The following is a 20,619-nucleotide window of genomic DNA, read 5'->3' as shown; positions in this document are numbered from 1 at the left end:
GTCTGGTGGCAATGGCGGAGGGGAAACACGCGTACCCATCCCGAACACGACCGTTAAGACCTCCAGCGCCGATGATACTTGGGGCGGGAGCCCCTGGGAAAGTAGGACGCCGCCAGGCAAGAGAGCAGAAGAGCTCAGTGCTACATGCACTGGGCTCTTTTGTGTATTGGGTTATGTGACGACGGGAACGGCAAAACGGCATGCCGGCACGGACGTGCCGTTTTGTCATGCACGGAAGCAGGGGCTGTCGGCGTTTTGTACTAAGGGAATGGTCACTCGGACGTACCGAGTGAGTGATTGAGCAGGCCGTGTAAAAACAGATCTGAGAACACTTCTGCCACCTCGCGGGCGGACATTTGCCCGTCTGGCTTATACCATCGATACACCCAGTTGCAGGAGCCGAGGATGGCAAGGGCTGCAATCTTCGGATTTTTGACGCAAAACTCTCCACTGGCGTTCCCTTCTTCGAGGATCTGCGTCCAGAGATCCACATACTTATCGGTGAGCTCTTGGATGACCTGGTGTTGGTGTTCACCGAGGGAGAACGCTTCGCGTAACAGAACGGTTGTCGTTTGCAGATTCGAAACGGATACTGTGAGGTGGTTTTCCACCGCTTGCACCAATTTTTCCCGCGCTGGAATGTCCATGGTCAAAATGTGTTCCAGGCGCTGGTTAAACTCAGTGATGGCCTGGTGCGCAATTTGTAAAAGGAGATCTTCCTTCGAATGAATGTAGTGGTATAGGCTGCCCTTTTGCAGGCCGACTTCATCCGCAATGTCTTGCACTGACGTGGCGTGATAGCCTTTCTGTTCAAACAATTTGACCGCCGCAAGGGCGATTTCGGTCTGCTTGTTGGAAGGCATAGATGACAACCTTTCTACAGAGAAATGACAAACAAATGTAACGATTGATTCAAAGTGTATCCAGAAACGACCGGTTGGTCAATTGAATGGTTGTATTCAGGGGGGCGAAGTGTATGTACGAATCAGGTGCGTGCTCTGTGGCTATCCTAGTGAAGAAGAAAACTGTTGCAATTTGAAGCGATCAAGAGTACAATGGTCAACGAAGGTCAAAGTCAACAATAGTCAAAGTCAATTTTGGAGAACACGACCGATGCAAACAGACGTATACATGATGTTGACGGAGGGGGAGGTCATTGGGCAACAACATCTCGGACTTCATCGAGAACTACCTGAAAAAGATCCTGCAACAGAGCAAGAGTGGGGTCGTTGAACTTCAGAGGAGCGAACTCGCCGAGTTGTTTCAGTGTGTCCCTTCCCAAATCAACTATGTCATCAGTACCCGATTCTCCACAGATCACGGGTACATCGTTGAATCGAAGCGCGGCGGTGGTGGGTACATTCGAATCCGCCAAATCCGATTGGATGATGATGAACCGCTGTTGCGCATAATTCGTTCGCTAGGAAATGCCATCAGTCAGCGAGAAGCGGAGGGGGTTATTGAGCGGCTTCGGCGAGAAGAGATTGTCACGGATCGCGAAGCGGTCATGCTCAAAGCCGCCGTCAGCCGGGAATCGCTCTATGTGGATCTCCCAATCAGAGATGAACTGCGGGCGAGGTTGCTGACGCAGATGTTGATGGCCCTGGCGGCAACACAGAACTCATGATGGAATTGTGAAGGGGGTAGCCACAATGCTCTGTCAAAAATGTCATGAGCGACAGGCGACCGTTCATTTGAAGAAAATCATTTCGGGAGAGGAAACCGAATACCACCTGTGCGAGCAATGTGCGACGGAGCAAGGGGATTTCATCGCCCAAGCGATGCAGGCGTTCGACTTCAACCACTTGCTCAGCGGACTGCTGAACATGGAAGCGGCGCCAGGATATCCCGCACAGGCTCCGGCTGCGTTGCGCTGTGATGTGTGTGGCATGACGTACCAGCAATTTACGCAGGTTGGTAGGTTCGGTTGCCCTCATTGCTATGAAAGTTTCGCATCGCGGTTGGACCCGCTCCTCCGGCGCATCCAAAGCAGCACCAGCCACACGGGGAAGGTGCCGCGCCGAGCGGGCGAGCAAGTCAAGCGCAGACGTCATCTTGAGCAGCTGCGCAAGCAACTGAACCACGCCGTGGCAACAGAGCAATATGAAGAAGCAGCCAGGCTTCGCGACGAAATTCGCCAGTTGGAACAAATGTCGGAGAATTGACTCCACATCGGCGCAGTTGGCGTACGAAAGCGAGGGGAACATGAATGTCGCTGAGTGATTTTCTGCAACAAGCAATCAGCCGTTGGATGAAAGATGGCGGTCCGCAGGATGACATCATCCTGTCGAGCCGAATACGAATCGCGAGAAATTTGCAGGACCTGCCGTTTCCCATCTTGCAGACGGATGTTCACGCGGACCAAGTCATACAAGAAGTTCAAAAGGCACTCGCTAGTTCGGCGGTCGCGAAACTCGGCGAGTTCGAATTCGCAAGGTGCCGCGACATGTCACAGTTGGACCGATACGTGTTGGTCGAAAAGCACCTTATCAGCAAAGACCTCGCGGAGCAAGTCCGGCATGGCGCGTTGGCTCTTCGCAAGGACGAAGTGATGAGCATCATGGTCAACGAAGAGGACCATCTTCGCATACAGGTAATTATGCCTGGCTTACGCCTCAACGAAGCATGGCAGCTCGCAAACGCGATGGACGATGCACTGGAACAACAGATGCCCTACGCGTTTGACGATAACCTTGGATACCTGACAGCGTGCCCGACCAACGTTGGAACTGGTATTCGAGCATCCGTGATGATGCACTTGCCTGGACTTGTCATTTCCGGGCACATCAACAGAATGCTGTCCGCCGTGTCCCAGGTCGGTTTGACCGTACGCGGGCTGCACGGAGAAGGCAGCGAAGCGGCCGGGAATATTTTTCAGGTTTCGAACCAGGTCACGTTGGGCGAATCTGAAGAAGAGATCATCAATAACTTGACGAGCGTTGTGCATCAACTGATTGACCACGAACGGTCCGCCCGGCGGCTGCTGTTGCAGCAGAACCGCGAGTTATTGGAGGACCGCGTGTGTAGATCCTTCGGCCTTCTCGCGTACGCAAGGCAGATGGATTCGAAGGAAACATTGCAGAGGTTGTCGGATGTCCGGCTCGGCATCGACCTAGGCATTATCAAGGGTGTGTCGGCAGGCATCTTGCAAGAATTAATGGTCATGACCCAACCGGCATTTTTGCAAAAGTACTATGGACAGGAGTTGAGTCCGGGAGAGCGAGATCTCCGGCGTGCCGCGTTGGTTCGTGAACGTCTGAGACTAGATACGGAGGTGCGTTAACGATGTATACCCGATTTACAGAACGGGCCCAAAAAGTGCTGGCACTGGCGCAAGAAGAAGCTTCCCGGTTGCACCATCCTGGTGTTGGTACAGAACACATTCTGCTCGGCTTGGTGCGAGAAGGGGAAGGCATCGCGGCCAAGGCACTCGTATCGCTCGGCGTGAGTGCAGAGAAGGTTCAACAGGAAGTGGAGAAAATCATCGGTCCAGGGCAGAGTCAGACCAACGCGATGACGTACACTCCACGTGCCAAAAAGGTGATTGAGCTCTCCATCGATGAAGCGCGCAAGCTGAACCACACATACGTGGGCACGGAGCACATTCTGCTCGGCTTGATTCGCGAGGGTGAGGGCGTTGCGGCACGTGTCCTCGCCAATCTCAACATCAGCCTGAACAAGGCACGCCAGCAAGTCTTGCAATTGCTGGGTGGCGAGAGCGTAGAGGCGAACGCGGATAAGGATTCTTCAGCCGGCACGCCGACGCTCGACTCCCTTGCGCGCGACCTGACGCAAATGGCTCGCGACGGCAAGCTGGATCCCGTCATTGGTCGAAGCAACGAGATTGAGCGCGTGATTCAGGTATTGTCGCGGCGTACCAAAAACAACCCGGTGTTGATTGGTGAACCGGGTGTTGGGAAAACCGCCATCGCGGAGGGCCTGGCCCAGCGCATTGTCGCCGGTGACATTCCGGAGACGCTGCGCAACAAGCGCGTAATGGTACTCGATATGGGCACCGTGGTAGCCGGCACCAAGTATCGCGGTGAATTTGAGGATCGGTTGAAGAAGATTACTGAGGAAATTCGCCACGCAGGCAACGTGATCCTGTTCATCGACGAGTTGCACACGTTGATTGGCGCTGGTGGTGCGGAAGGTGCGATTGACGCCTCGAACATTCTCAAACCGGCGTTGGCTCGCGGTGAACTGCAGTGCATCGGTGCAACCACACTCGACGAATACAGGAAACACATTGAAAAGGACGCCGCATTGGAACGGCGCTTCCAACCGATTACGGTGGACCAGCCCACGCCGGAAGAAGCGGTTCAGATTTTGAAAGGGCTACGTGACCGATACGAGGCCCATCACCGCGTGAAGATTACCGACGAAGCCCTGGAAGCTGCGGTGCGCCTGTCGGATCGGTATATCACGGACCGCTTCCTACCAGATAAGGCGATTGACTTGATTGACGAGGCAGCCTCGCGTGTCCGCCTGCAGAGCCACACGGCTCCGCCGAACTTGAAGGAACTCGAAGCTCAGTTGGAGAAGGTTCGCAATGAAAAGGACGCTGCTGTACAGAGCCAGGAGTTTGAAAAGGCGGCAGCGATGCGGGACCAGGAGCAGAAGCTCAAACAAGAGCTGGAGTCTCGTAAAAACGAGTGGAAACGGATGCAGGATGACAACGACATCAAGGTGACCGCGGAAGACATTGCGCACATTGTCTCCGCTTGGACCGGCATCCCGGTGAAACAGCTTGCCGAGGAAGAGTCGGAGCGCCTGTTGAACATGGAGCAAATCCTGCACGACCGAGTCATTGGACAGAACGAAGCGGTCACAGCGGTCGCGCGAGCGATTCGACGTGCACGAGCGGGCCTGAAAGATCCGAAGCGTCCGATTGGGTCGTTCATCTTCCTTGGGCCAACAGGCGTGGGGAAAACCGAGTTGGCAAGGGCGTTGGCGGCCGCTATGTTCGGCGATGAAGACGCGATGATTCGCATCGATATGTCGGAGTACATGGAGCGCCACACGACGGCGCGCTTGGTAGGAGCCCCTCCAGGATACGTTGGCTACGAGGAAGGCGGCCAGTTGACGGAAAAAGTGCGGCGTAAACCGTATTCCGTCGTGTTGCTGGACGAAGTCGAGAAAGCACATCCAGAAGTCTTCAACATACTGCTGCAGGTACTGGATGACGGCCGACTGACGGACGGAAAAGGTCGCACGGTCGACTTCCGGAATACCGTCATCATCATGACGTCGAACGTCGGTGCCGAAATGATCCGCAAGGGCAGCAGCCTGGGCTTCAAACCGGATACGGCCAACCAGTACGACGACATGAAGACCAAAGTCATGGACGAATTGAAAAAGTCGTTCCGCCCGGAATTTTTGAACCGCATTGACGAAATCATCGTGTTCCATCCGCTGACCGAGACGGAAATCGGCGAGATTGTGGAACTGATGGTGCGGGAGCTGCAGAAGCGTCTGGAAGAGCAAGACATCCGCTTCACACTGACCGACAGGGCGAAAGCATTTCTCGCCAAGGAAGGATTCGATCCACAGTACGGCGCTCGCCCGCTGAAGCGCGCGATTCAGCGGCACATCGAAGATCGGCTGTCTGAAGCGCTGCTGGCAGGTAAGGTGAAGCGGGGAGATACAATAGTNATTGATTCCGACGACCAAGGTCTGGTCATTCATCCGGCTGAACCGGTGAAGGCTGGACAGTAACCCGCTTTTCATTCCGACCAAGCATCCACAGTTGGACGGTTCCTCCGGTCCACTGTGGATGCTTTTTTTCAGACGAGATGTTTCCCGACCGAATCTTCCTGTATGATGGAAAGTAGATATTTTGGATACACAGGTGGCGACGGCATGGCGAAGGTATCTACCAAGTTTGTGTGTCAAAGTTGCGGATACGAGTCTGTCAAGTGGAATGGGCGCTGCCCGGGATGCGGGGCGTGGAACACGTTTGTAGAGGAACTGGAAGTACCAAAGTCCCGTACCGGGCATCCATCGGTCTCTGTGGCATCAAGTGCAAAAGTGCTGCAGATTGTCGATATTCCATCTCAGCAGGAACAGCGATTCAGCACAGGAATGGTGGAAACGGACCGGGTGCTTGGGGGCGGTGTGGTGTCCGGGTCCCTCGTACTACTCGGCGGTGACCCAGGCATTGGAAAGTCCACGCTTCTTCTGCAGCTGTCGCACCACCTTGCGGTGGCGGGGAAAAAAGTGTTGTACGTTTCCGGCGAGGAATCGGCGACCCAGTTGAAACTGCGGGCGGAGCGTCTGGAGACGACCCATAACAACATGTACGTGCTCGCAGAAACAGATCTCGATGCTGCCGTCTATGCGGTGGAGCAGGTCAAACCGGACTTTCTGATCATCGACTCCATCCAGACAGTCTATCGGCCAGCGATGTCATCTGCGCCAGGGAGTGTCTCGCAGGTCAAAGAGTGCACGGGACTGTTGTTGCGTGTGGCAAAGTCGATGAACATCGCCACCTTCATTGTTGGCCATGTGACCAAGGACGGCAACCTGGCGGGTCCGCGGATGCTGGAACACATGGTTGACGCAGTGTTATACTTTGAGGGAGAACGTCATCACACGTACCGGGTGTTGCGTGCCGTAAAGAACCGCTTCGGATCAACCAATGAACTCGCTATTTTCGAAATGGCTCAGGAAGGGCTGCGGGAAGTGTTCAACCCGTCCGAGATGTTCCTATCTGAGCGTTCAGATAAATCACCGGGATCCGCCGTCGTTGCTGCGATGGAGGGGTCGCGGCCATTGCTGTTGGAAGTACAGGCTCTGGTTGCCCCAACGACGTTTGCTACCCCGCGGCGCATGGCTACAGGAGCCGACCCAAACCGCGTCAGTCTGATCATGGCGGTGTTGGAAAAGCGCCTTGGACTGCGCCTGCAGACGATGGACGCATATGTCAACATCGCCGGTGGCGTTCGAGTGGAGGAACCGGCCCTTGACTTGGGTGTGGCGCTGGCATTGGCATCGAGTCTACGGGACGTGCCGCTCCCAGCTGGCGACGTCTACATTGGGGAAGTGGGCTTGACCGGAGAAGTTCGGTCTGTAGCAAAGCTTGAGCAGCGGGTCAGAGAGGCAGATAAGCTAGGTTTTAGCCGGTGCATTGTTCCTGCGTACAGTCTCCGCGGATGGCGGCGGAGTGGAGCCATTGAAGTCATGGGTGTCAGCACATTAGCCGAAGCTATGGCATTGGTATTGTAGGGGTGGACGGATGCGAGGAGAAGACGCGAAGCGTGAGACAACCATCAATAAGATATTAAGAATGGTGGCTCCGGGAACCGTTCTGCGCGAAGGCATCGAGAACATATTGCGAGCGAAGACCGGAGGTTTGATTGTCGTTGGCGCTACGGATGCCGTACTTGGCATCGTGGACGGAGGCTTTACCATTCAGTGCGATTTAACACCATCGCACCTGTACGAGTTGGCGAAAATGGATGGGGCCATCGTCATCAGCGAGGATTTGAAAAAGGTGCTGTACGCAAACACCAACTTGAACCCGGATCACACGATAGCCACGTCAGAGACAGGGACACGACACCGTACGGCCGAACGCGTGGCGAAACAGACGGGCCAGTTGGTCATTTGTATATCCCAGCGGCGTAACGTCATCACGTTGTACCAGGGTCATTTCAAGTACTCGCTGAAAGACATCGGTGTCATTCTGACAAAGGCCAATCAGGCCATTCAGACGCTGGAGAAATACAAGGCCGTTTTGGATCAAGCGTTGACGAATTTGAGTGCACTGGAATTTGAAGAATTGGTGACACTACAGGAAGTGACACTGGTTCTTCAAAGATTCGAGATGGTTTTACGCATTAAATCGGAAATTCGACGATATATTACGGAATTAGGCAGTGAAGGTCGCCTCATCAGCATGCAATTGGATGAACTCGTATCTCGTGTCGACGAGGAAGCTTATCTGCTGGTCAAGGATTACGCGGTGTTGGATTCGGATCAAACGCCGCACCAAGTGCTGTCGGCCATTCATGAACTGTCCTCGGAAGAACTGTTGGATGGCGGCACGTTGGCGAAAATCCTTGGATACCCCAACGCGACCAACATCGGAGATACACCGGTGGCGTCGAGGGGATACCGTATCTTGAATAAGATTGCCCGATTGCCACAACCGGTCATTGAAAACCTGGTGGACCACTTTGAAACTTTATCGAATGTCCTCGCCGCGTCCATCGAAGACCTGGATGCCGTGGAGGGGATTGGAACGGTCCGTGCCAGAGCCATCCGCGACGGATTGAAGCGGATTCAGGAGCAGGTGTTTATTGACAGGCACATCTGATAGGGACCATTTGACACGTTAAGGTGGTGTGCAACCGGTACTCGGTGTCGCCTTGACCGTCCCGAGGGGGATTTTCTTTTGATAACGAAATCAATTCCAAGCTTGTTTACGGTGTCTAACCTCATTCTCGGACTCATTGCGCTGGTTCTCTCTTATCAAGGGTACACTGCCGATGCTGCATTGTTGGTTGTGATTGGAATGGTACTGGATGGCTTGGACGGACGTGTGGCCCGCTGGCTTCACGCCGAAAGCCATTTCGGCAAAGAACTCGACTCTCTGTCTGACATCGTCACGTTCGGCGTGGCACCAGCGTTTATCATGTACAACACGTCCCTCCAGTACGATGGCTGGGTCGGCCTGGTGATTACGGTTCTGTTTCCTGTGTGCGGCGCGCTGCGCTTGGCGCGGTTCAATGTGCAAACGAAAACGACCAACTACTTCGTGGGGTTACCGATTACGGCCGCCGGCGGCATCTTGGCGACGATGGCGCTGTATCACGATTTGCTGAACCCGGCTGATGTGATTCTGCCGCTCGGGATGCTGCTGCTCGCCGTACTGATGGTCAGCCAGGTACGGTACCCAAACTTCAAGAAGGTCGCTTTTCCGAGATCCGCTGTGGTCGTCGTTCCGGTGTTGGCGCTTCTGGTGTTTATCGTCTTTCGCTATCATCATTCGGCTGTCAACCGGCTGATCTTTGTACCGCTCGCTGTCTACGCTCTGTATGGCATTGGACGGAAATTCCGCAAGCGCAAGTTGAAGTCTGGAAAAGACTCGGAATCCAAGGTTTACAAGACAAGCTTGAAGTAAAAAGTTTTTTCGAAAGCCGCCTCTCGGTGGCTTTCTTTCGTCATTTCCGCTTTTGACGCATTCGGCGATGGATGATACACTAGGAGCACCACCCCAGAATTTGTTAGGCTTGACGCTCGCTTTCCCAACAGAGGCGGCAGTCAGCCCACAAAAACGAGCACTCGTCTGCGAAACCTATGGAGATATCGCGGATGGATCAGTCATTTCGGATTTGCATCAGCCAAGTTTGGCTGTGCTTGTGATTGCCCATAATAGTACCAGGAGGTGACAGTGTCATGATGGTACGTAAAATGGTACAACTGTTTTTTGCGGTAATCGGGGTGGTGCTAGGTTACTCATTTTCCCCGGCCTTATTCCACTCTCTTCACATCACACAACCGCCTTTTAGCTCGCGATGGTTTGGTGCCGTGTTGGGCGGCAGCGTGTTTGTCCTGTGTACCTTCTGGTTGGTCAACTACGTTACGACACTTATCAAGTGGACGGAAGACAAGTTACAGAAGACGCCGCTTGCAGATATTCTGGGCGGAACCGTCGGCATGGTGATTGGATTGCTGGTGGCCTACCTATTTGCGCCGGCAATTCGCGTGATTCCGGTTGTTGGGCTGTCTGTACAGTTTTTCGTAAGCTTGTTACTCGCATATTTGGGCCTACGCATTGGGTTTACCAAGCGGGAGGATTTACTGTCACTATTCGCAGGAAAGTTGTCTTCTCGAGAGAAAGACAAGGATAAAGACAAGAAAAACTTGAAGGCTGGCGAGGCCAAACTCCTGGATACCAGCGTCATCATTGACGGTCGTATCGCGGATCTGGTTCAGACCGGATTTCTGGACGGCGTTTTGGTGATTCCCTCCTTTGTCCTCGAAGAATTGCAGCACATTGCCGATTCGTCAGACGTTTTAAAGCGAAATCGTGGACGGCGAGGTTTGGACGTGCTCAATCGGATCCAGAAAGAGTTGAAGGTGAAGGTGCAGGTCCACGAGGTTGACTTTGACGACATTCAGGAAGTTGATTCCAAGTTGGTCCGCCTAGCCAAGCAGATGCGTGGCAAGGTCGTGACCAACGACTTTAATCTCAACAAAGTGTGCGAGTTGCAAGGAGTGCCCGTGCTGAACATCAATGATCTCGCGAACGCACTGAAACCGATTGTGCTTCCGGGAGAGGAACTCAGCGTGCAGGTCATCAAAGACGGGAAAGAGTACAACCAAGGTGTCGCGTATCTGGATGATGGCACGATGATTGTGATTGAAGGTGGCCGAGAGTATATTGGCGGCAAACTCGACGTGCTCGTCACCAGTGTCCTGCAGACGTCGGCAGGCCGCATGATCTTCGCCAAGCCGAAGTTGCTCGAAAAGGCACTCTAGTCGCGACGGGGTAAGCACTCGCGTGATGGATACGGGGTGTTGCCTGCAATGGATCTTTCGGGCCGGCAGTTTTTACTGCCGGCCTTTTTGACGACGAGGCATTGCAAAAGAGCCGCTGGCGTGATGAGATGTGGGAGGTGGGTGAGTGAATCATGGTCTATGGCATCGTTGTCGCGGGTGGACAAGGTACCCGCATTGGCTTTCGCAAACAATTCGCCATGCTCAGGGGCAAACCCGTGTGGAGAAGGTCTGTGGAGGCGTTGTTGGCCGGCGGAGTGGTGAAGATCTGGCTGGCCGCACCGGCAGAGGATGTAGAACGGCTACAAAGTGAGGTGCGGCAGGGGCCGCTGTCAGACCGTCTGCGCATCGTTGCTGGCGGCGCATCCCGGTTTGCATCGGTTCGCAATGCGCTGACTGCGCTGCTTGACGAGTGTGGCAGTGGCGAATGCCCCTCGCACGTGGCTGTACATGATGCTGCTCGTCCCTTTGTATTGCCGCGCGACGTGGCTTCTGTGATTGCAGCGGCGAAAGATCACGGAGGGGCCATCCTGGCCACGCCGTCTCCAGACACTGTGAAGTCTGTGCAGGACGGGCGGATTGTGGCCACCATACCGAGGGATGGCGTGTGGCTCGCCGAGACGCCGCAAGTGTTTGCAACGGCCTGGATGAAGCAGCGATATTTCGAGGTCGACCTTGGTGAGATGTTTACAGACGATGCGTCTTTGTTCGAGGATGACGCGCATTCCGTACGGATTGTCCCTGCAACGGGGTACAATCGGAAGATCACGACACCGGACGACTGGGCGTACGCGACATGGCTCGCGGAGCAACGGTGGGGAGGCGAAGGCAGCGAATGAGAGTAGGACTGGGGTTTGACGTACATGCATTTGCCGAGGGGCGAAAACTGGTGCTCGGCGGTGTGGAGATCCCGCACGAACAGGGGCTGGAGGGGCACTCAGATGCGGACGTCGTGCTTCATGCAGTGATGGACGCCCTGCTCGGGGCACTCGCGCTGGGAGACATTGGTCAGCACTTTCCCAACACGGATGAGCGATACAGGAATGCGGACAGCAAGTTGCTCTGCAGACACGTCTTTGACCTGGTTTGTCAGCGTGGATATGAGATTGGTAATATGGACGTTATGATTATGGCGGAGAAGCCAAAAGTGTCGCCGTACACGCTCGCTATGCGCGAAAGCATTGCCCGACTGTTCGACTGCGAGCTGGGAGCTGTCAGCGTAAAGGCGACGACGATGGAGGGCATGGGGTTTGTCGGCAGGCAAGAAGGGATAGCGGCTCACGCTGTCGTCTTGCTGGTACCGAAGAGAAAGGAGATAGAATGATGGCCGTACGCGTTCGTTTTGCGCCAAGTCCGACCGGACATTTACATATTGGTGGTGTACGTACCGCCCTGTTCAATTACCTGTTTGCCAAACATCACGGCGGGGACTTTATATTCCGCATTGAGGATACCGACCTGGAACGAAACGTCCCTGGTGCTGAAGAGGAGATACTCAAGGGTTTTCGGTGGTTGGGATTTGACTGGGCTGAAGGGCCGGACATCGGGGGGCCGTACGGGCCGTACCGTTGTACAGAGCGGTTGAACATCTACGAGGAGTACGCGAATCGCTTGCGTGACACCGGTGCGATATACCCCTGCTTTTGCACCCCGGAAGAGTTGGAGGCCGAGCGTGAATTGGCCCAGAAGGAGGGCCGGATGCCGCGTTACAGCGGTAAATGTCGCCACCTGACCGAAGAACAACGCGCAGAAAAGTTGCGGCAGGGACTCGTGCCCAACTGGCGCTTTGCCATTCCCGCCGGACAAGAGATTTCATTTGTAGACCACATCCGCGGACCTGTCACATTCCAGGCGGACGATATCGGCGATTTTGTGGTTATCAAGTCGAACGGCATCCCCACCTACAATTTTCAGGTGGTCATTGACGATGCACTGATGCACATCACGCACGTCATTCGCGGGGAGGAGCATCTGTCCAACACGCCGCGGCAAATCCTGATCTATCAGGCGCTCGGTTTTACCGTGCCTGAATTCGCGCATTTGCCGCAAGTTCTGAACACCAACAGGAAAAAGTTGAGCAAGCGCGATCCAAACGTGATGCCCGTTCACGTCTACCGCGAGAAAGGTTATCTCCCCGAGGCCATCGTGAACTTTCTCGCCCTGCTCGGCTGGTCTCCCGGAGGTGAGCAGGAAATCATGTCTATGGCGGAGATTGCAGCGCTGTTTGACCTTGACCGGGTGAACAAGAGCGGCGCCGTGTTCGATACGGACAAGCTGAAGTGGATGGCTGGACAGTACATTCGCCAGTTGCCCGTGGAGACCCTGACAGAAATGGTGGAGGACCAGTTAGAGCGGCACCACGTCTCATTGCCGGAAGGCAAGGACAGGGCGTGGTTGCAACGCGTCGTGAGCCTGTATCAGGAGCAGATGACCTGTGCGGAAGACTTCGTAACGCTGGCGGCAGGCTTCTTCACACCAGATATTACATGGAATGAAGAGGCACTTCGCGTGTTGCGGGAGGAAGGCGCATTGGCGGTTGTGGATGCATACCGCCAACTCTGTGAACAGGCGGAAGAATGGACACCAGAGGCGAGTCGGGCGCGTTTCAAACAAATACAAAGCGCACGGGGCGTCAAGGGACGGGCCTTGTTTATGCCGGTGCGCGCGGCCGTGACCGGTGAAGTGCACGGGCCAGACCTCCAGCAGAGCATTTCTTGCTTGCCTAAGGAGTGGGTTCTTAAGCGGCTGCAGGGCGCCATTGCCGCAGCGTCCAAATCGCAGCCTGAGGTTTGACAAAATCCGCATCGTTTGCGCAAAATAACAGATAACAATCGACGCGTGCACGGCGTAGGACAGGAAGAGTACGCGGGAACGGCTGGTCCCAGAGAGAGGGCGCCGGGGCGACTGCCTCGGCTGGAAGCGCCCTTACCACCCCTCGCGGAAGTGCCCCTGTCGGCCTCGGAAGGAACGATGGCGTTTGCTATCTAGTAAAATCCGACGGTTGGCCCCGTTACCGGCCTGGTAAAGTGGCTGTCATGTCAACGGTTTGCAAAAGGAGTGGCATTTTGCATATCGTCATGTGACAGCAATCAGAGTGGAACCGCGGTCACACCGTCTCTGTTCGATAGAGGCGGTGTTTTTCAATACAAGCGATTTGCAACTAAGGGTGTCGAGGAAGGGATAGGTCATGGCAATCCAACTGTACAACACGTTGACAGGACAGAAGGAACCGCTTCAGACCCTGGAACCGGGCAAAGTTCGCTTTTACGCGTGCGGCCCCACGGTGTACAACTACTTTCACGTCGGCAACGCGCGCATGTTCGTGGTGTTCGACACGGTAAGGCGGTACCTCGAATACCGGGGTTACGAGGTTCGATATGTGCAAAACTTTACCGATGTGGATGATAAAATCATTCAGCGCGCGATAGAAACGGGCAGCGATGTCCGCAGTGTGGCCAATCACTACATTCAGACGTATTTTGAAGACGCAGATGCGCTCGGCATTCGACGCGCAACTGTACATCCCAGAGTCACCGAGTGCATTCCAGACATCATTCGGTTTATCCAAGACTTGATTGACGCTGGGCACGCGTACGTCAGGGGGGGCGACGTCTATTTCGACACGTCTTCGTTCCCTGAGTACGGAAAGCTGTCTGGACAGTCTCCGGAAGACATGCGTGCCGGCTTCCGAATTGAGGTCAACGAGCAGAAAGAAGATCCCACCGATTTCGCGTTGTGGAAAGGCGCCAAGCCCGGCGAAGAGTTCTGGGACAGCCCGTGGGGCCCTGGGCGGCCAGGTTGGCACATCGAATGCTCGGTGATGAGCCAGAAGTACCTGGGAGAACAAATTGACATTCACGGCGGCGGCAGGGACTTGGTGTTCCCGCACCATGAAAACGAAATCGCTCAAAGTGAGTCCCACTCCGGCAAGTGGTTCGCCAGGTACTGGATGCACAATGGCACGTTGAACATCAACGGCGAGAAGATGTCGAAGTCACTGGGGAACTTTATTATGACGCGCGACCTGCTGGCCAAGCGTCCGGCGCGCGCTGTTCGATTTTTCCTACTCAGTGCACAATATCGGCATCCTTTGAACTACACGGAAGAAGCGATGGATCAAGCAGAGCAGGCGTTGGAGCGGATTGACAGGTCCCTGCGCAACCTGGCGCATCGAAAACAGACGCTCGAACAGGCGCCTCAGGTTCCGCAGCCGGACGATAAACAGGAGCAGGAGGCGGAAGCAGCAAAGGTCCGGGAACAGTTTGTGACGGCCATGGACGACGATTTCAACACAGCGGATGGCATCTCCGCGCTGTTCGAAGGCGTCCGAGAGGCGAATACGTACCTGACGCGGCAAGAGGTGTCGGTTGCGGGGATTGATGTGTGGTCAGGTCTGATTGAAGAACTGCTCGACGTTCTCGGCCTCAAGGGAACCGCCACAGACGATGACCTCGAGGCGAATATCGCCCGCCTCATTGAAGAACGCAACGAGGCCCGGAAACGCCGCGATTTCCAGCGCGCGGACGAAATCCGGGATCAATTGTTACAACAAGGGATTGTGCTCGAAGACACGGCGCAAGGAACGAGATGGTACCGAGCATGACAGAGTGGAACGCAGACGGTCTATCTCCGCTAGAACTGGCTTTTATTGGAGACGCCGTCTGGGAACTATACGCACGCAGTCACGTATTAGCGAGAGGTATCCGCCGGCCCAATGCGTTGCATAAAGAGACAACAAAGTACGTCCGGGCTAAGGCGCAGGCCGAACTCGCGGCGGTGCTGTGGGACCGCCTGACGGAAGAGGAGCAAACAGTGCTGCGGAAAGGGAGAAATGCAAAGTCCGGCACCGTTCGCAAGAACGCTGACATCCTGGACTATCGCCACAGTACCGGATTTGAAGCGCTCATTGGGTATCTGTACGGACAGGCGGATCGGTCGCGTTTGGAGGAACTTTGTCAGATTGCCTTGCAACACATAGACGATATGGAAGGATGAGTTGGATGCAACGTGGAGGTAGAGAACGCCTGCGCAGGGCGGGTGCCGGAAAGACAGGAAGTCCCGCACGCGGCAGCAGCGGGGGGCGCAGCGCCTTCGCAAAAGGGCAACGCGGCTCGGCACGGGGGGGCGCAACATCCGCCGGACATGCAACCAGTACCAGGCCGGCGGAAGTTACAGGGCCTCGAGAGGACAGCGCGAACATCGTCCGGGGACGCCATCCTGTGCTGGAAGCCCTCAAGTCCGGGCGTCCGATTAACAAGATTCTCGTGTCGGAAGCTTCGGAGGGCGGGAGCCTGATTGAAATTCTCGGTAAGGCAAGGGCCGCGGGGGTCGTGGTGCAAACGGTGCCCAAGGCGCACCTGCAAAAGGTGGCTGGAGAAAACCACCAGGGTGTCGTGGCCTATGTAGCGCCCAGGGAGTACGTGGAACTGGAGGACGTGCTTGCGCGGCAGACCGGCCAACCTCCGCTTGTATTGCTACTTGATGAAGTGTCGGATCCGTACAATTTTGGCGCCATTCTCCGTACCGCAGAAGCGGTGGGAGCGCAAGGGGTGGTGATTCCCAAGCGGCGGGCCGTACCGTTGACGGAAACGGTGGCGAAAGCAGCTGCAGGCGCCGTCGAATACGTGCCTGTGGCGCGGGTATCCAATCTCGTACAGGCGATGGAACGCCTGCAATCGGCAGGCTATTGGATTGTCGGCGCCGATGTCGATGGCACCTCGATGTATACGCAAGTCGATTACAACGGTCCTATTGCCGTTGTGATTGGAGCCGAAGGGAAGGGCCTCAGCCGGCTGGTGAAGGAGCACTGCGATTTTCTCGTTCAATTGCCGATGCTGGGCAAGTTGCAGAGCCTGAACGCTTCTGTGGCCGCAGGCGTGCTGCTGTATGAAGTCGTTCGGCAGAGGGGTTAAACGGCACAAGCGCGGATTGCAGTGTGTGATAGTGGACGGTTACAACGTTGTCGCACAAATGCAGAGATCCGCGCTTGAAGCGCTGGAGGACGTGGACGCGGCGCGGGATCAATTGCTAGATTTGCTCAAGGAGTACAGGGCGTTTTCAGGAGATGACGTGATTGTGGTCTATGATGCCCATCACGCCAAAAAGCCAGGATCAGAGACGATGGAAGCCGGCGTACGCATCATTTTTACTTCCCACCAGGAGACCGCTGACGACCGCATTGAGCGGCTGGTGTATGAACTTCGAGATACCTACCGAAAGATTACGGTCGCGACGTCCGACTTCGCGGAACAGCAGGTCACCTTCGGCGGCGGCGCGCTCCGCATTTCCGCGCGTGAGTTCCTCCAGCAGCTGCGGGACGTCAAGCACAGCATCCGCAGGACCGTGGAAAGTAAAAACGACAGTGCACGCACCCCTTTGATTGACACGATTCGACACGACATCGCGAATATCCTCGAAAAATGGCGAAGGGGATAAATCTAGTACATTGACCTTGATAGATTACATAATGTATAATATCGTCATCCTGGCAGCCGATTCGGGGTGATAACGTGACAACTCAGACGGAAATGGTGAATATCGTTCCTGCCCTTGAGGATCGCGCAGATGAAGATCTCGTTGAAGCTGTTCGGAACGGGGATACTGAAGCACTTGAGTATTTGATTCACAAGTACCGGAATTTCGTTCGCGCCAAGGCTCGTTCATACTTCCTGATTGGTGCTGACCGGGAGGACATTGTGCAAGAAGGCATGATAGGCCTGTTCAAGTCGATTCGCGATTTTCGCGAGGACAAGTTGACTTCGTTCAAGGCTTTTGCCGAACTATGCATTACACGCCAAATCATCACAGCGATTAAGACGGCTACGCGTCAAAAACATATTCCGCTGAATTCCTACGTCTCACTGGACAAGCCTATATACGACGAGGATTCCGACCGGACTTTGCTGGACGTTATCTGTGCGGCGAGAGTCACGGATCCGGAAGAACTTGTTATCCATCAGGAAGAGTTCGACGACATCGAGGTCAAAATGTCGGAATTGTTGAGCGATTTGGAGCGGAAAGTTTTGATGCTCTATCTCGACGGGCGCTCTTATCAAGAGATTGCCGTAGACTTGGACCGACATGTGAAGTCGATTGACAACGCGCTGCAGCGCGTAAAGCGCAAGTTGGAGAAGTACCTCGCCGGGCGCAACTGACGGCACATTGGCGCGATGTTTCTGTCCTGTCACCATGCGTCAGCTCATCGGAGCGTAAAAAGTTGTTTGTGCTGTACCGCATTTGTGACGATTGTTCGAGGCGTTCAGGCTGTCTCGAAACGGCACCCGCGAGGGTGTCTCTATTTATGTTTTGGGGAACGAGAGAAGTCGATTCCCTTTCGCCGACGATTCGGTAGGTACACGCAGGTCTCGCTGAGCACTTCTTTGTATGGAAAAGGATTACCTCTCACGAACGGCTCGCTTTAGCGCAGGAGTGAAGCGAGGAAGGGGTTTCCACCTTGACATGCTAGCCGCGCCTATGCTACTTTTAGTAAAGTCTATGGGGGTTTCTGGGCCCCTTTTATTTATGACGTTGCCCTTTTGAGGGAGGTGTACCGGAATGCGCACTATCATCACGCTCGCTTGCACAGACTGTAAACAGCGGAACTATACCACGACGAAGAACAAGAAGAACGATCCTGACCGTATCGAGCTGAAGAAGTTCTGCCGTTACTGCAATAGCCACACTGTACATCGGGAAACTCGCTAAACGCGAGGGTCCGTTGCCCTGTTGCTGACCTCTTGTATCTTCGACGTAAAGAAGTGAGGTATTTGATCATGGCAAAGCCCAGCGAAAAGGTTGTACAACGCAAACAGAAACGGTCAGGTGTCATAGCCTTCTTTGCTGAAACGGTCAAGGAGTTACGACGTGTTCGGTGGCCGGGTCGCAAAGAGGTTATAAACTTCACAACCGCTGCTTTGCTCATGTGCTTTGTCATGGGGTTGTTGGTCTGGGGATTCGATGTCGGCGTGAGCAAGCTGATGTCTTTGATTGGACTGATTTAGTCTAACTGCGGCGGGGCATGCCTATCCTAGGAGGAGGTACGCCTGGTCGCAGGACTTTAATGCTGAAGTCGGGGGGTGCGGGGCATTCCGCCCTCAACATGGAAAACCTTGAAAAACAGTGGTATGTGATTCACACGTACTCCGGTTACGAAAACAAGGTCAAGAACAATCTGGAAAGCCGCGTGCAGACCATGGGCATGGAGGACAAGATTTTCCGCGTGCTCGTTCCGACAGAAGACGAGTTGGAAGTCAAGAACGGCAAGAAAAAAGTCGTTCAGCGCAAGGTTTTCCCCGGATATGTCCTGGTCGAGATGATTATGACGGACGACTCTTGGTACGTTGTGCGTAATACGCCAGGGGTGACAGGGTTTGTCGGATCTACGGGTGGTGGATCCAAACCGGTTCCGCTGCTCCCGGCTGAAGTACGAGCCATTCTGCGGACCACGGGGACAGAGGATGTAAAGACTCGTGTAGACTACGAAGTCGGAGAAGTTGTGCGCATTGTTGACGGTCCGTTCGCGGATATGGTTGGCAATGTTGAGGAGATTCACGCGGATCAGCAGAAGCTCAAGGTCCTTGTGTCGATGTTCGGCCGCGAAACGCCCCTGGAAGTCGACTTCACGCAGGTGGAAAAGTTGTCCTAAGACATCGCGATGGCAGATCATAGGTCTGCGTATACGCATGACCTATTTTCTGTGGCGCTTTGACAAGCGTCCATATAGCTGTTGGCCCGTTTCCCGGCCGGCTTTTGCCAAAGGGAGACAGAAGTGGGAGGGCATTGCCCGAGAACACCACATTATGTGGCAAAGGAGGTGGACGTGTTGCCGAAGAAAATCATCAAGGTCGTCAAGCTGCAGATTCCTGCAGGTAAGGCCACCCCAGCGCCGCCGGTTGGTCCGGCTCTTGGTCAAGCGCAAGTCGGTAACATTATGGGATTTTGTAAGGAATTCAACGCGCGGACGGCTGATCAGGTCGGGCTTATCATTCCGGTAGTCCTGTACGTGTACGAAGACCGTTCCTACACGTTTGACTTGAAAACTCCGCCGGCTGCAGTGCTCCTGAAAAAGGCTGCTGGCATTGAGTCCGGTTCTTCTGAACCGAACAAGAAGAAAGTGGCCACGTTAAAGCGCGCGAAAGTGCGTGAAATCGCGGAGCAAAAGATGGCAGACTTGAACGCAGCTTCTGTTGAAGCGGCGATGCGCATGGTAGAAGGTACCGCCCGGAGCATGGGTATTTTGATTGAAGACTGACGCCACGGGCGCGGTCATCTGTGGGAGGCCTCGCGCCGCTCAACCACATGGAGGTGTATAAAATGGCTCGCATTTCGAAGCGCCGGGCGGAAGTGGAGAAATTGGTAGACAAGAATAAAGTCTACGATCCCGCTGAAGCCATGGCTCTTGTGAAGCAAACTGCATCAGCGAAGTTCGACGAGACCGTGGAAGTCGCTGTACGCCTCGGCGTAGATCCGAAGAAGCAAGATCAACAGATTCGCGGGGCGGTCGTCCTTCCGAATGGCACCGGTAAAACGGCGCGCGTGTTGGTATTTGCGAAGGGCGAAAAGGCGAAGGAAGCTGAAGCGGCCGGAGCGGACTACGTTGGTGATGATGACTATATCCAAAAAATCTCGCAAGGCTGGTTTGACTTTGACGTCGTCGTTGCCACGCCCGATATGATGGGCTCCGTTGGTCGACTGGGTCGCGTACTGGGTCCCAAAGGCCTGATGCCAAACCCGAAGACCGGTACGGTAACGTTTGACGTCGCGCGTGCAGTGTCTGAGATCAAGGCTGGTAAGATTGAGTACCGCGTGGATCGGCAAGGCAATGTGCACGCTCCAATCGGTAAGGCATCGTTTGATGCGGACAAGTTGCTCGAAAACTTCCGCACGCTGATGGATGCTTTGCTGAAGGCGAGGCCGGCAGCCGCCAAGGGCACCTTCATTCGGAACGTCAGCGTCTCTACGACGATGGGCCCTGGCATCAAGGTCAACCCGCAACGCTTGACTGCTGCGGCAGAGTAATGGTTGAAATTTGGAACTTGACTTCAAGGTCGGCGATGGGCTACCATTAGTCCGTTGTCTGAATATGGATGAACCAGAGACAGTAGGTCCGTAATG

Annotated in this window: 22 protein-coding genes, 1 rRNA gene and 1 other annotated feature (1 of these 24 cut by a window edge); of the genes, 22 read left to right on the top strand and 1 reads right to left on the bottom strand. The window is 54.8% G+C overall.

Annotated elements, in window-relative coordinates; genetic code table 11:
• The first annotated feature begins 1 nt into the window (after nt 1).
• Nucleotides 2–118 (top strand): 5S ribosomal RNA (gene rrf / locus YWK_RS0110345).
• Between the two features lie 154 nt (nt 119–272).
• Here the strand turns inward: rrf and YWK_RS0110340 are convergent.
• The gene (locus YWK_RS0110340; RefSeq protein ID WP_026964737.1) at nt 273–863 is read right to left on the bottom strand and encodes a TetR/AcrR family transcriptional regulator; all 591 of its coding nucleotides are present in this window, start codon (nt 861–863) and stop codon (nt 273–275) included.
• A 293-nt stretch (nt 864–1,156) separates the two neighbouring features.
• On the opposite strand from YWK_RS0110340, the gene YWK_RS0110335 reads away from it, so the two are divergent.
• The 21 genes from YWK_RS0110335 to rplA all read left to right on the top strand — a co-directional run bounded on the left by YWK_RS0110335 (nt 1,157) and on the right by rplA (nt 20,523).
• Nucleotides 1,157–1,627, top strand: coding sequence for a CtsR family transcriptional regulator (locus tag YWK_RS0110335; RefSeq protein WP_026964736.1), 471 nt, complete (start codon nt 1,157–1,159; stop codon nt 1,625–1,627).
• Nucleotides 1,628–1,652: 25 nt separating this feature from the next.
• A complete protein-coding gene (locus tag YWK_RS0110330) occupies nt 1,653–2,165 on the top strand; it encodes a UvrB/UvrC motif-containing protein (RefSeq protein ID WP_026964735.1) in 513 nt (170 codons plus the stop codon).
• Between the two features lie 44 nt (nt 2,166–2,209).
• The gene (mcsB, locus tag YWK_RS0110325; RefSeq protein WP_026964734.1) at nt 2,210–3,283 is read left to right on the top strand and encodes a protein arginine kinase; all 1,074 of its coding nucleotides are present in this window, start codon (nt 2,210–2,212) and stop codon (nt 3,281–3,283) included.
• A gap of 2 nt (nt 3,284–3,285) precedes the next feature.
• Complete coding sequence (locus tag YWK_RS0110320; protein WP_026964733.1) at nt 3,286–5,718, top strand: ATP-dependent Clp protease ATP-binding subunit; 2,433 nt, start codon at nt 3,286–3,288, stop codon at nt 5,716–5,718.
• Nucleotides 5,719–5,862: 144 nt separating this feature from the next.
• Nucleotides 5,863–7,227, top strand: a complete 1,365-nt coding sequence (gene radA, locus YWK_RS0110315; protein ID WP_026964732.1) for a DNA repair protein RadA — start codon at nt 5,863–5,865, stop codon at nt 7,225–7,227.
• Nucleotides 7,228–7,237: 10 nt separating this feature from the next.
• Nucleotides 7,238–8,320 carry a DNA integrity scanning diadenylate cyclase DisA gene (gene disA, locus YWK_RS0110310; RefSeq protein WP_026964731.1) on the top strand — a complete coding sequence of 361 codons (1,083 nt, stop codon included), beginning with the start codon at nt 7,238–7,240 and terminating at the stop codon, nt 8,318–8,320.
• A gap of 78 nt (nt 8,321–8,398) precedes the next feature.
• Complete coding sequence (pssA, locus tag YWK_RS0110305) at nt 8,399–9,127, top strand: CDP-diacylglycerol--serine O-phosphatidyltransferase (protein ID WP_026964730.1); 729 nt, start codon at nt 8,399–8,401, stop codon at nt 9,125–9,127.
• 278 nt (nt 9,128–9,405) lie between these two features.
• Nucleotides 9,406–10,488: a PIN/TRAM domain-containing protein gene (locus tag YWK_RS0110300; protein ID WP_026964729.1), complete on the top strand. Its 1,083-nt coding sequence runs from the start codon at nt 9,406–9,408 to the stop codon at nt 10,486–10,488.
• A gap of 152 nt (nt 10,489–10,640) precedes the next feature.
• Nucleotides 10,641–11,345: an IspD/TarI family cytidylyltransferase gene (locus YWK_RS0110295; protein ID WP_026964728.1), complete on the top strand. Its 705-nt coding sequence runs from the start codon at nt 10,641–10,643 to the stop codon at nt 11,343–11,345.
• Entirely contained in the window at nt 11,342–11,830 is a 489-nt protein-coding gene (ispF, locus tag YWK_RS0110290; protein ID WP_026964727.1) for a 2-C-methyl-D-erythritol 2,4-cyclodiphosphate synthase, read from the top strand. Before YWK_RS0110295 ends, ispF begins: the two co-directional genes overlap by 4 nt.
• Nucleotides 11,830–13,299, top strand: coding sequence for a glutamate--tRNA ligase (gene gltX / locus YWK_RS0110285; RefSeq protein WP_026964726.1), 1,470 nt, complete (start codon nt 11,830–11,832; stop codon nt 13,297–13,299). The genes ispF and gltX overlap by 1 nt, the downstream gene beginning before the upstream one ends.
• A gap of 394 nt (nt 13,300–13,693) precedes the next feature.
• The gene (cysS, locus tag YWK_RS0110280) at nt 13,694–15,109 is read left to right on the top strand and encodes a cysteine--tRNA ligase (RefSeq protein WP_026964725.1); all 1,416 of its coding nucleotides are present in this window, start codon (nt 13,694–13,696) and stop codon (nt 15,107–15,109) included.
• Nucleotides 15,106–15,501, top strand: coding sequence for a Mini-ribonuclease 3 (locus YWK_RS0110275; protein ID WP_026964724.1), 396 nt, complete (start codon nt 15,106–15,108; stop codon nt 15,499–15,501). The genes cysS and YWK_RS0110275 overlap by 4 nt, the downstream gene beginning before the upstream one ends.
• A gap of 5 nt (nt 15,502–15,506) precedes the next feature.
• On the top strand, nt 15,507–16,418 hold the full coding sequence (gene rlmB / locus YWK_RS0110270; RefSeq protein ID WP_084453627.1) for a 23S rRNA (guanosine(2251)-2'-O)-methyltransferase RlmB: 912 nt from the start codon (nt 15,507–15,509) through the stop codon (nt 16,416–16,418).
• Nucleotides 16,393–16,941: an NYN domain-containing protein gene (locus YWK_RS0110265; protein WP_035466642.1), complete on the top strand. Its 549-nt coding sequence runs from the start codon at nt 16,393–16,395 to the stop codon at nt 16,939–16,941. The genes rlmB and YWK_RS0110265 overlap by 26 nt, the downstream gene beginning before the upstream one ends.
• A gap of 92 nt (nt 16,942–17,033) precedes the next feature.
• Nucleotides 17,034–17,660, top strand: a complete 627-nt coding sequence (gene sigH, locus YWK_RS0110260; RefSeq protein WP_035466685.1) for an RNA polymerase sporulation sigma factor SigH — start codon at nt 17,034–17,036, stop codon at nt 17,658–17,660.
• 400 nt (nt 17,661–18,060) lie between these two features.
• Complete coding sequence (rpmG, locus tag YWK_RS0110255; RefSeq protein ID WP_026964720.1) at nt 18,061–18,210, top strand: 50S ribosomal protein L33; 150 nt, start codon at nt 18,061–18,063, stop codon at nt 18,208–18,210.
• Between the two features lie 68 nt (nt 18,211–18,278).
• Nucleotides 18,279–18,506, top strand: a complete 228-nt coding sequence (secE, locus tag YWK_RS0110250) for a preprotein translocase subunit SecE (protein WP_026964719.1) — start codon at nt 18,279–18,281, stop codon at nt 18,504–18,506.
• 98 nt (nt 18,507–18,604) lie between these two features.
• Entirely contained in the window at nt 18,605–19,150 is a 546-nt protein-coding gene (gene nusG / locus YWK_RS0110245) for a transcription termination/antitermination protein NusG (RefSeq protein WP_026964718.1), read from the top strand.
• A gap of 177 nt (nt 19,151–19,327) precedes the next feature.
• Nucleotides 19,328–19,756, top strand: a complete 429-nt coding sequence (gene rplK, locus YWK_RS0110240; RefSeq protein ID WP_026964717.1) for a 50S ribosomal protein L11 — start codon at nt 19,328–19,330, stop codon at nt 19,754–19,756.
• Nucleotides 19,757–19,818: 62 nt separating this feature from the next.
• The gene (rplA, locus tag YWK_RS0110235) at nt 19,819–20,523 is read left to right on the top strand and encodes a 50S ribosomal protein L1 (RefSeq protein ID WP_026964716.1); all 705 of its coding nucleotides are present in this window, start codon (nt 19,819–19,821) and stop codon (nt 20,521–20,523) included.
• A 55-nt stretch (nt 20,524–20,578) separates the two neighbouring features.
• Nucleotides 20,579–20,619, top strand: a sequence feature (ribosomal protein L10 leader region); it runs 90 nt beyond the window's last position.

Source organism: Alicyclobacillus pomorum DSM 14955 (assembly GCF_000472905.1).
GTDB lineage: Bacteria > Bacillota > Bacilli > Alicyclobacillales > Alicyclobacillaceae > Alicyclobacillus_A > Alicyclobacillus_A pomorum.
This window is presented reverse-complemented; position numbering and strand designations above follow the sequence as displayed.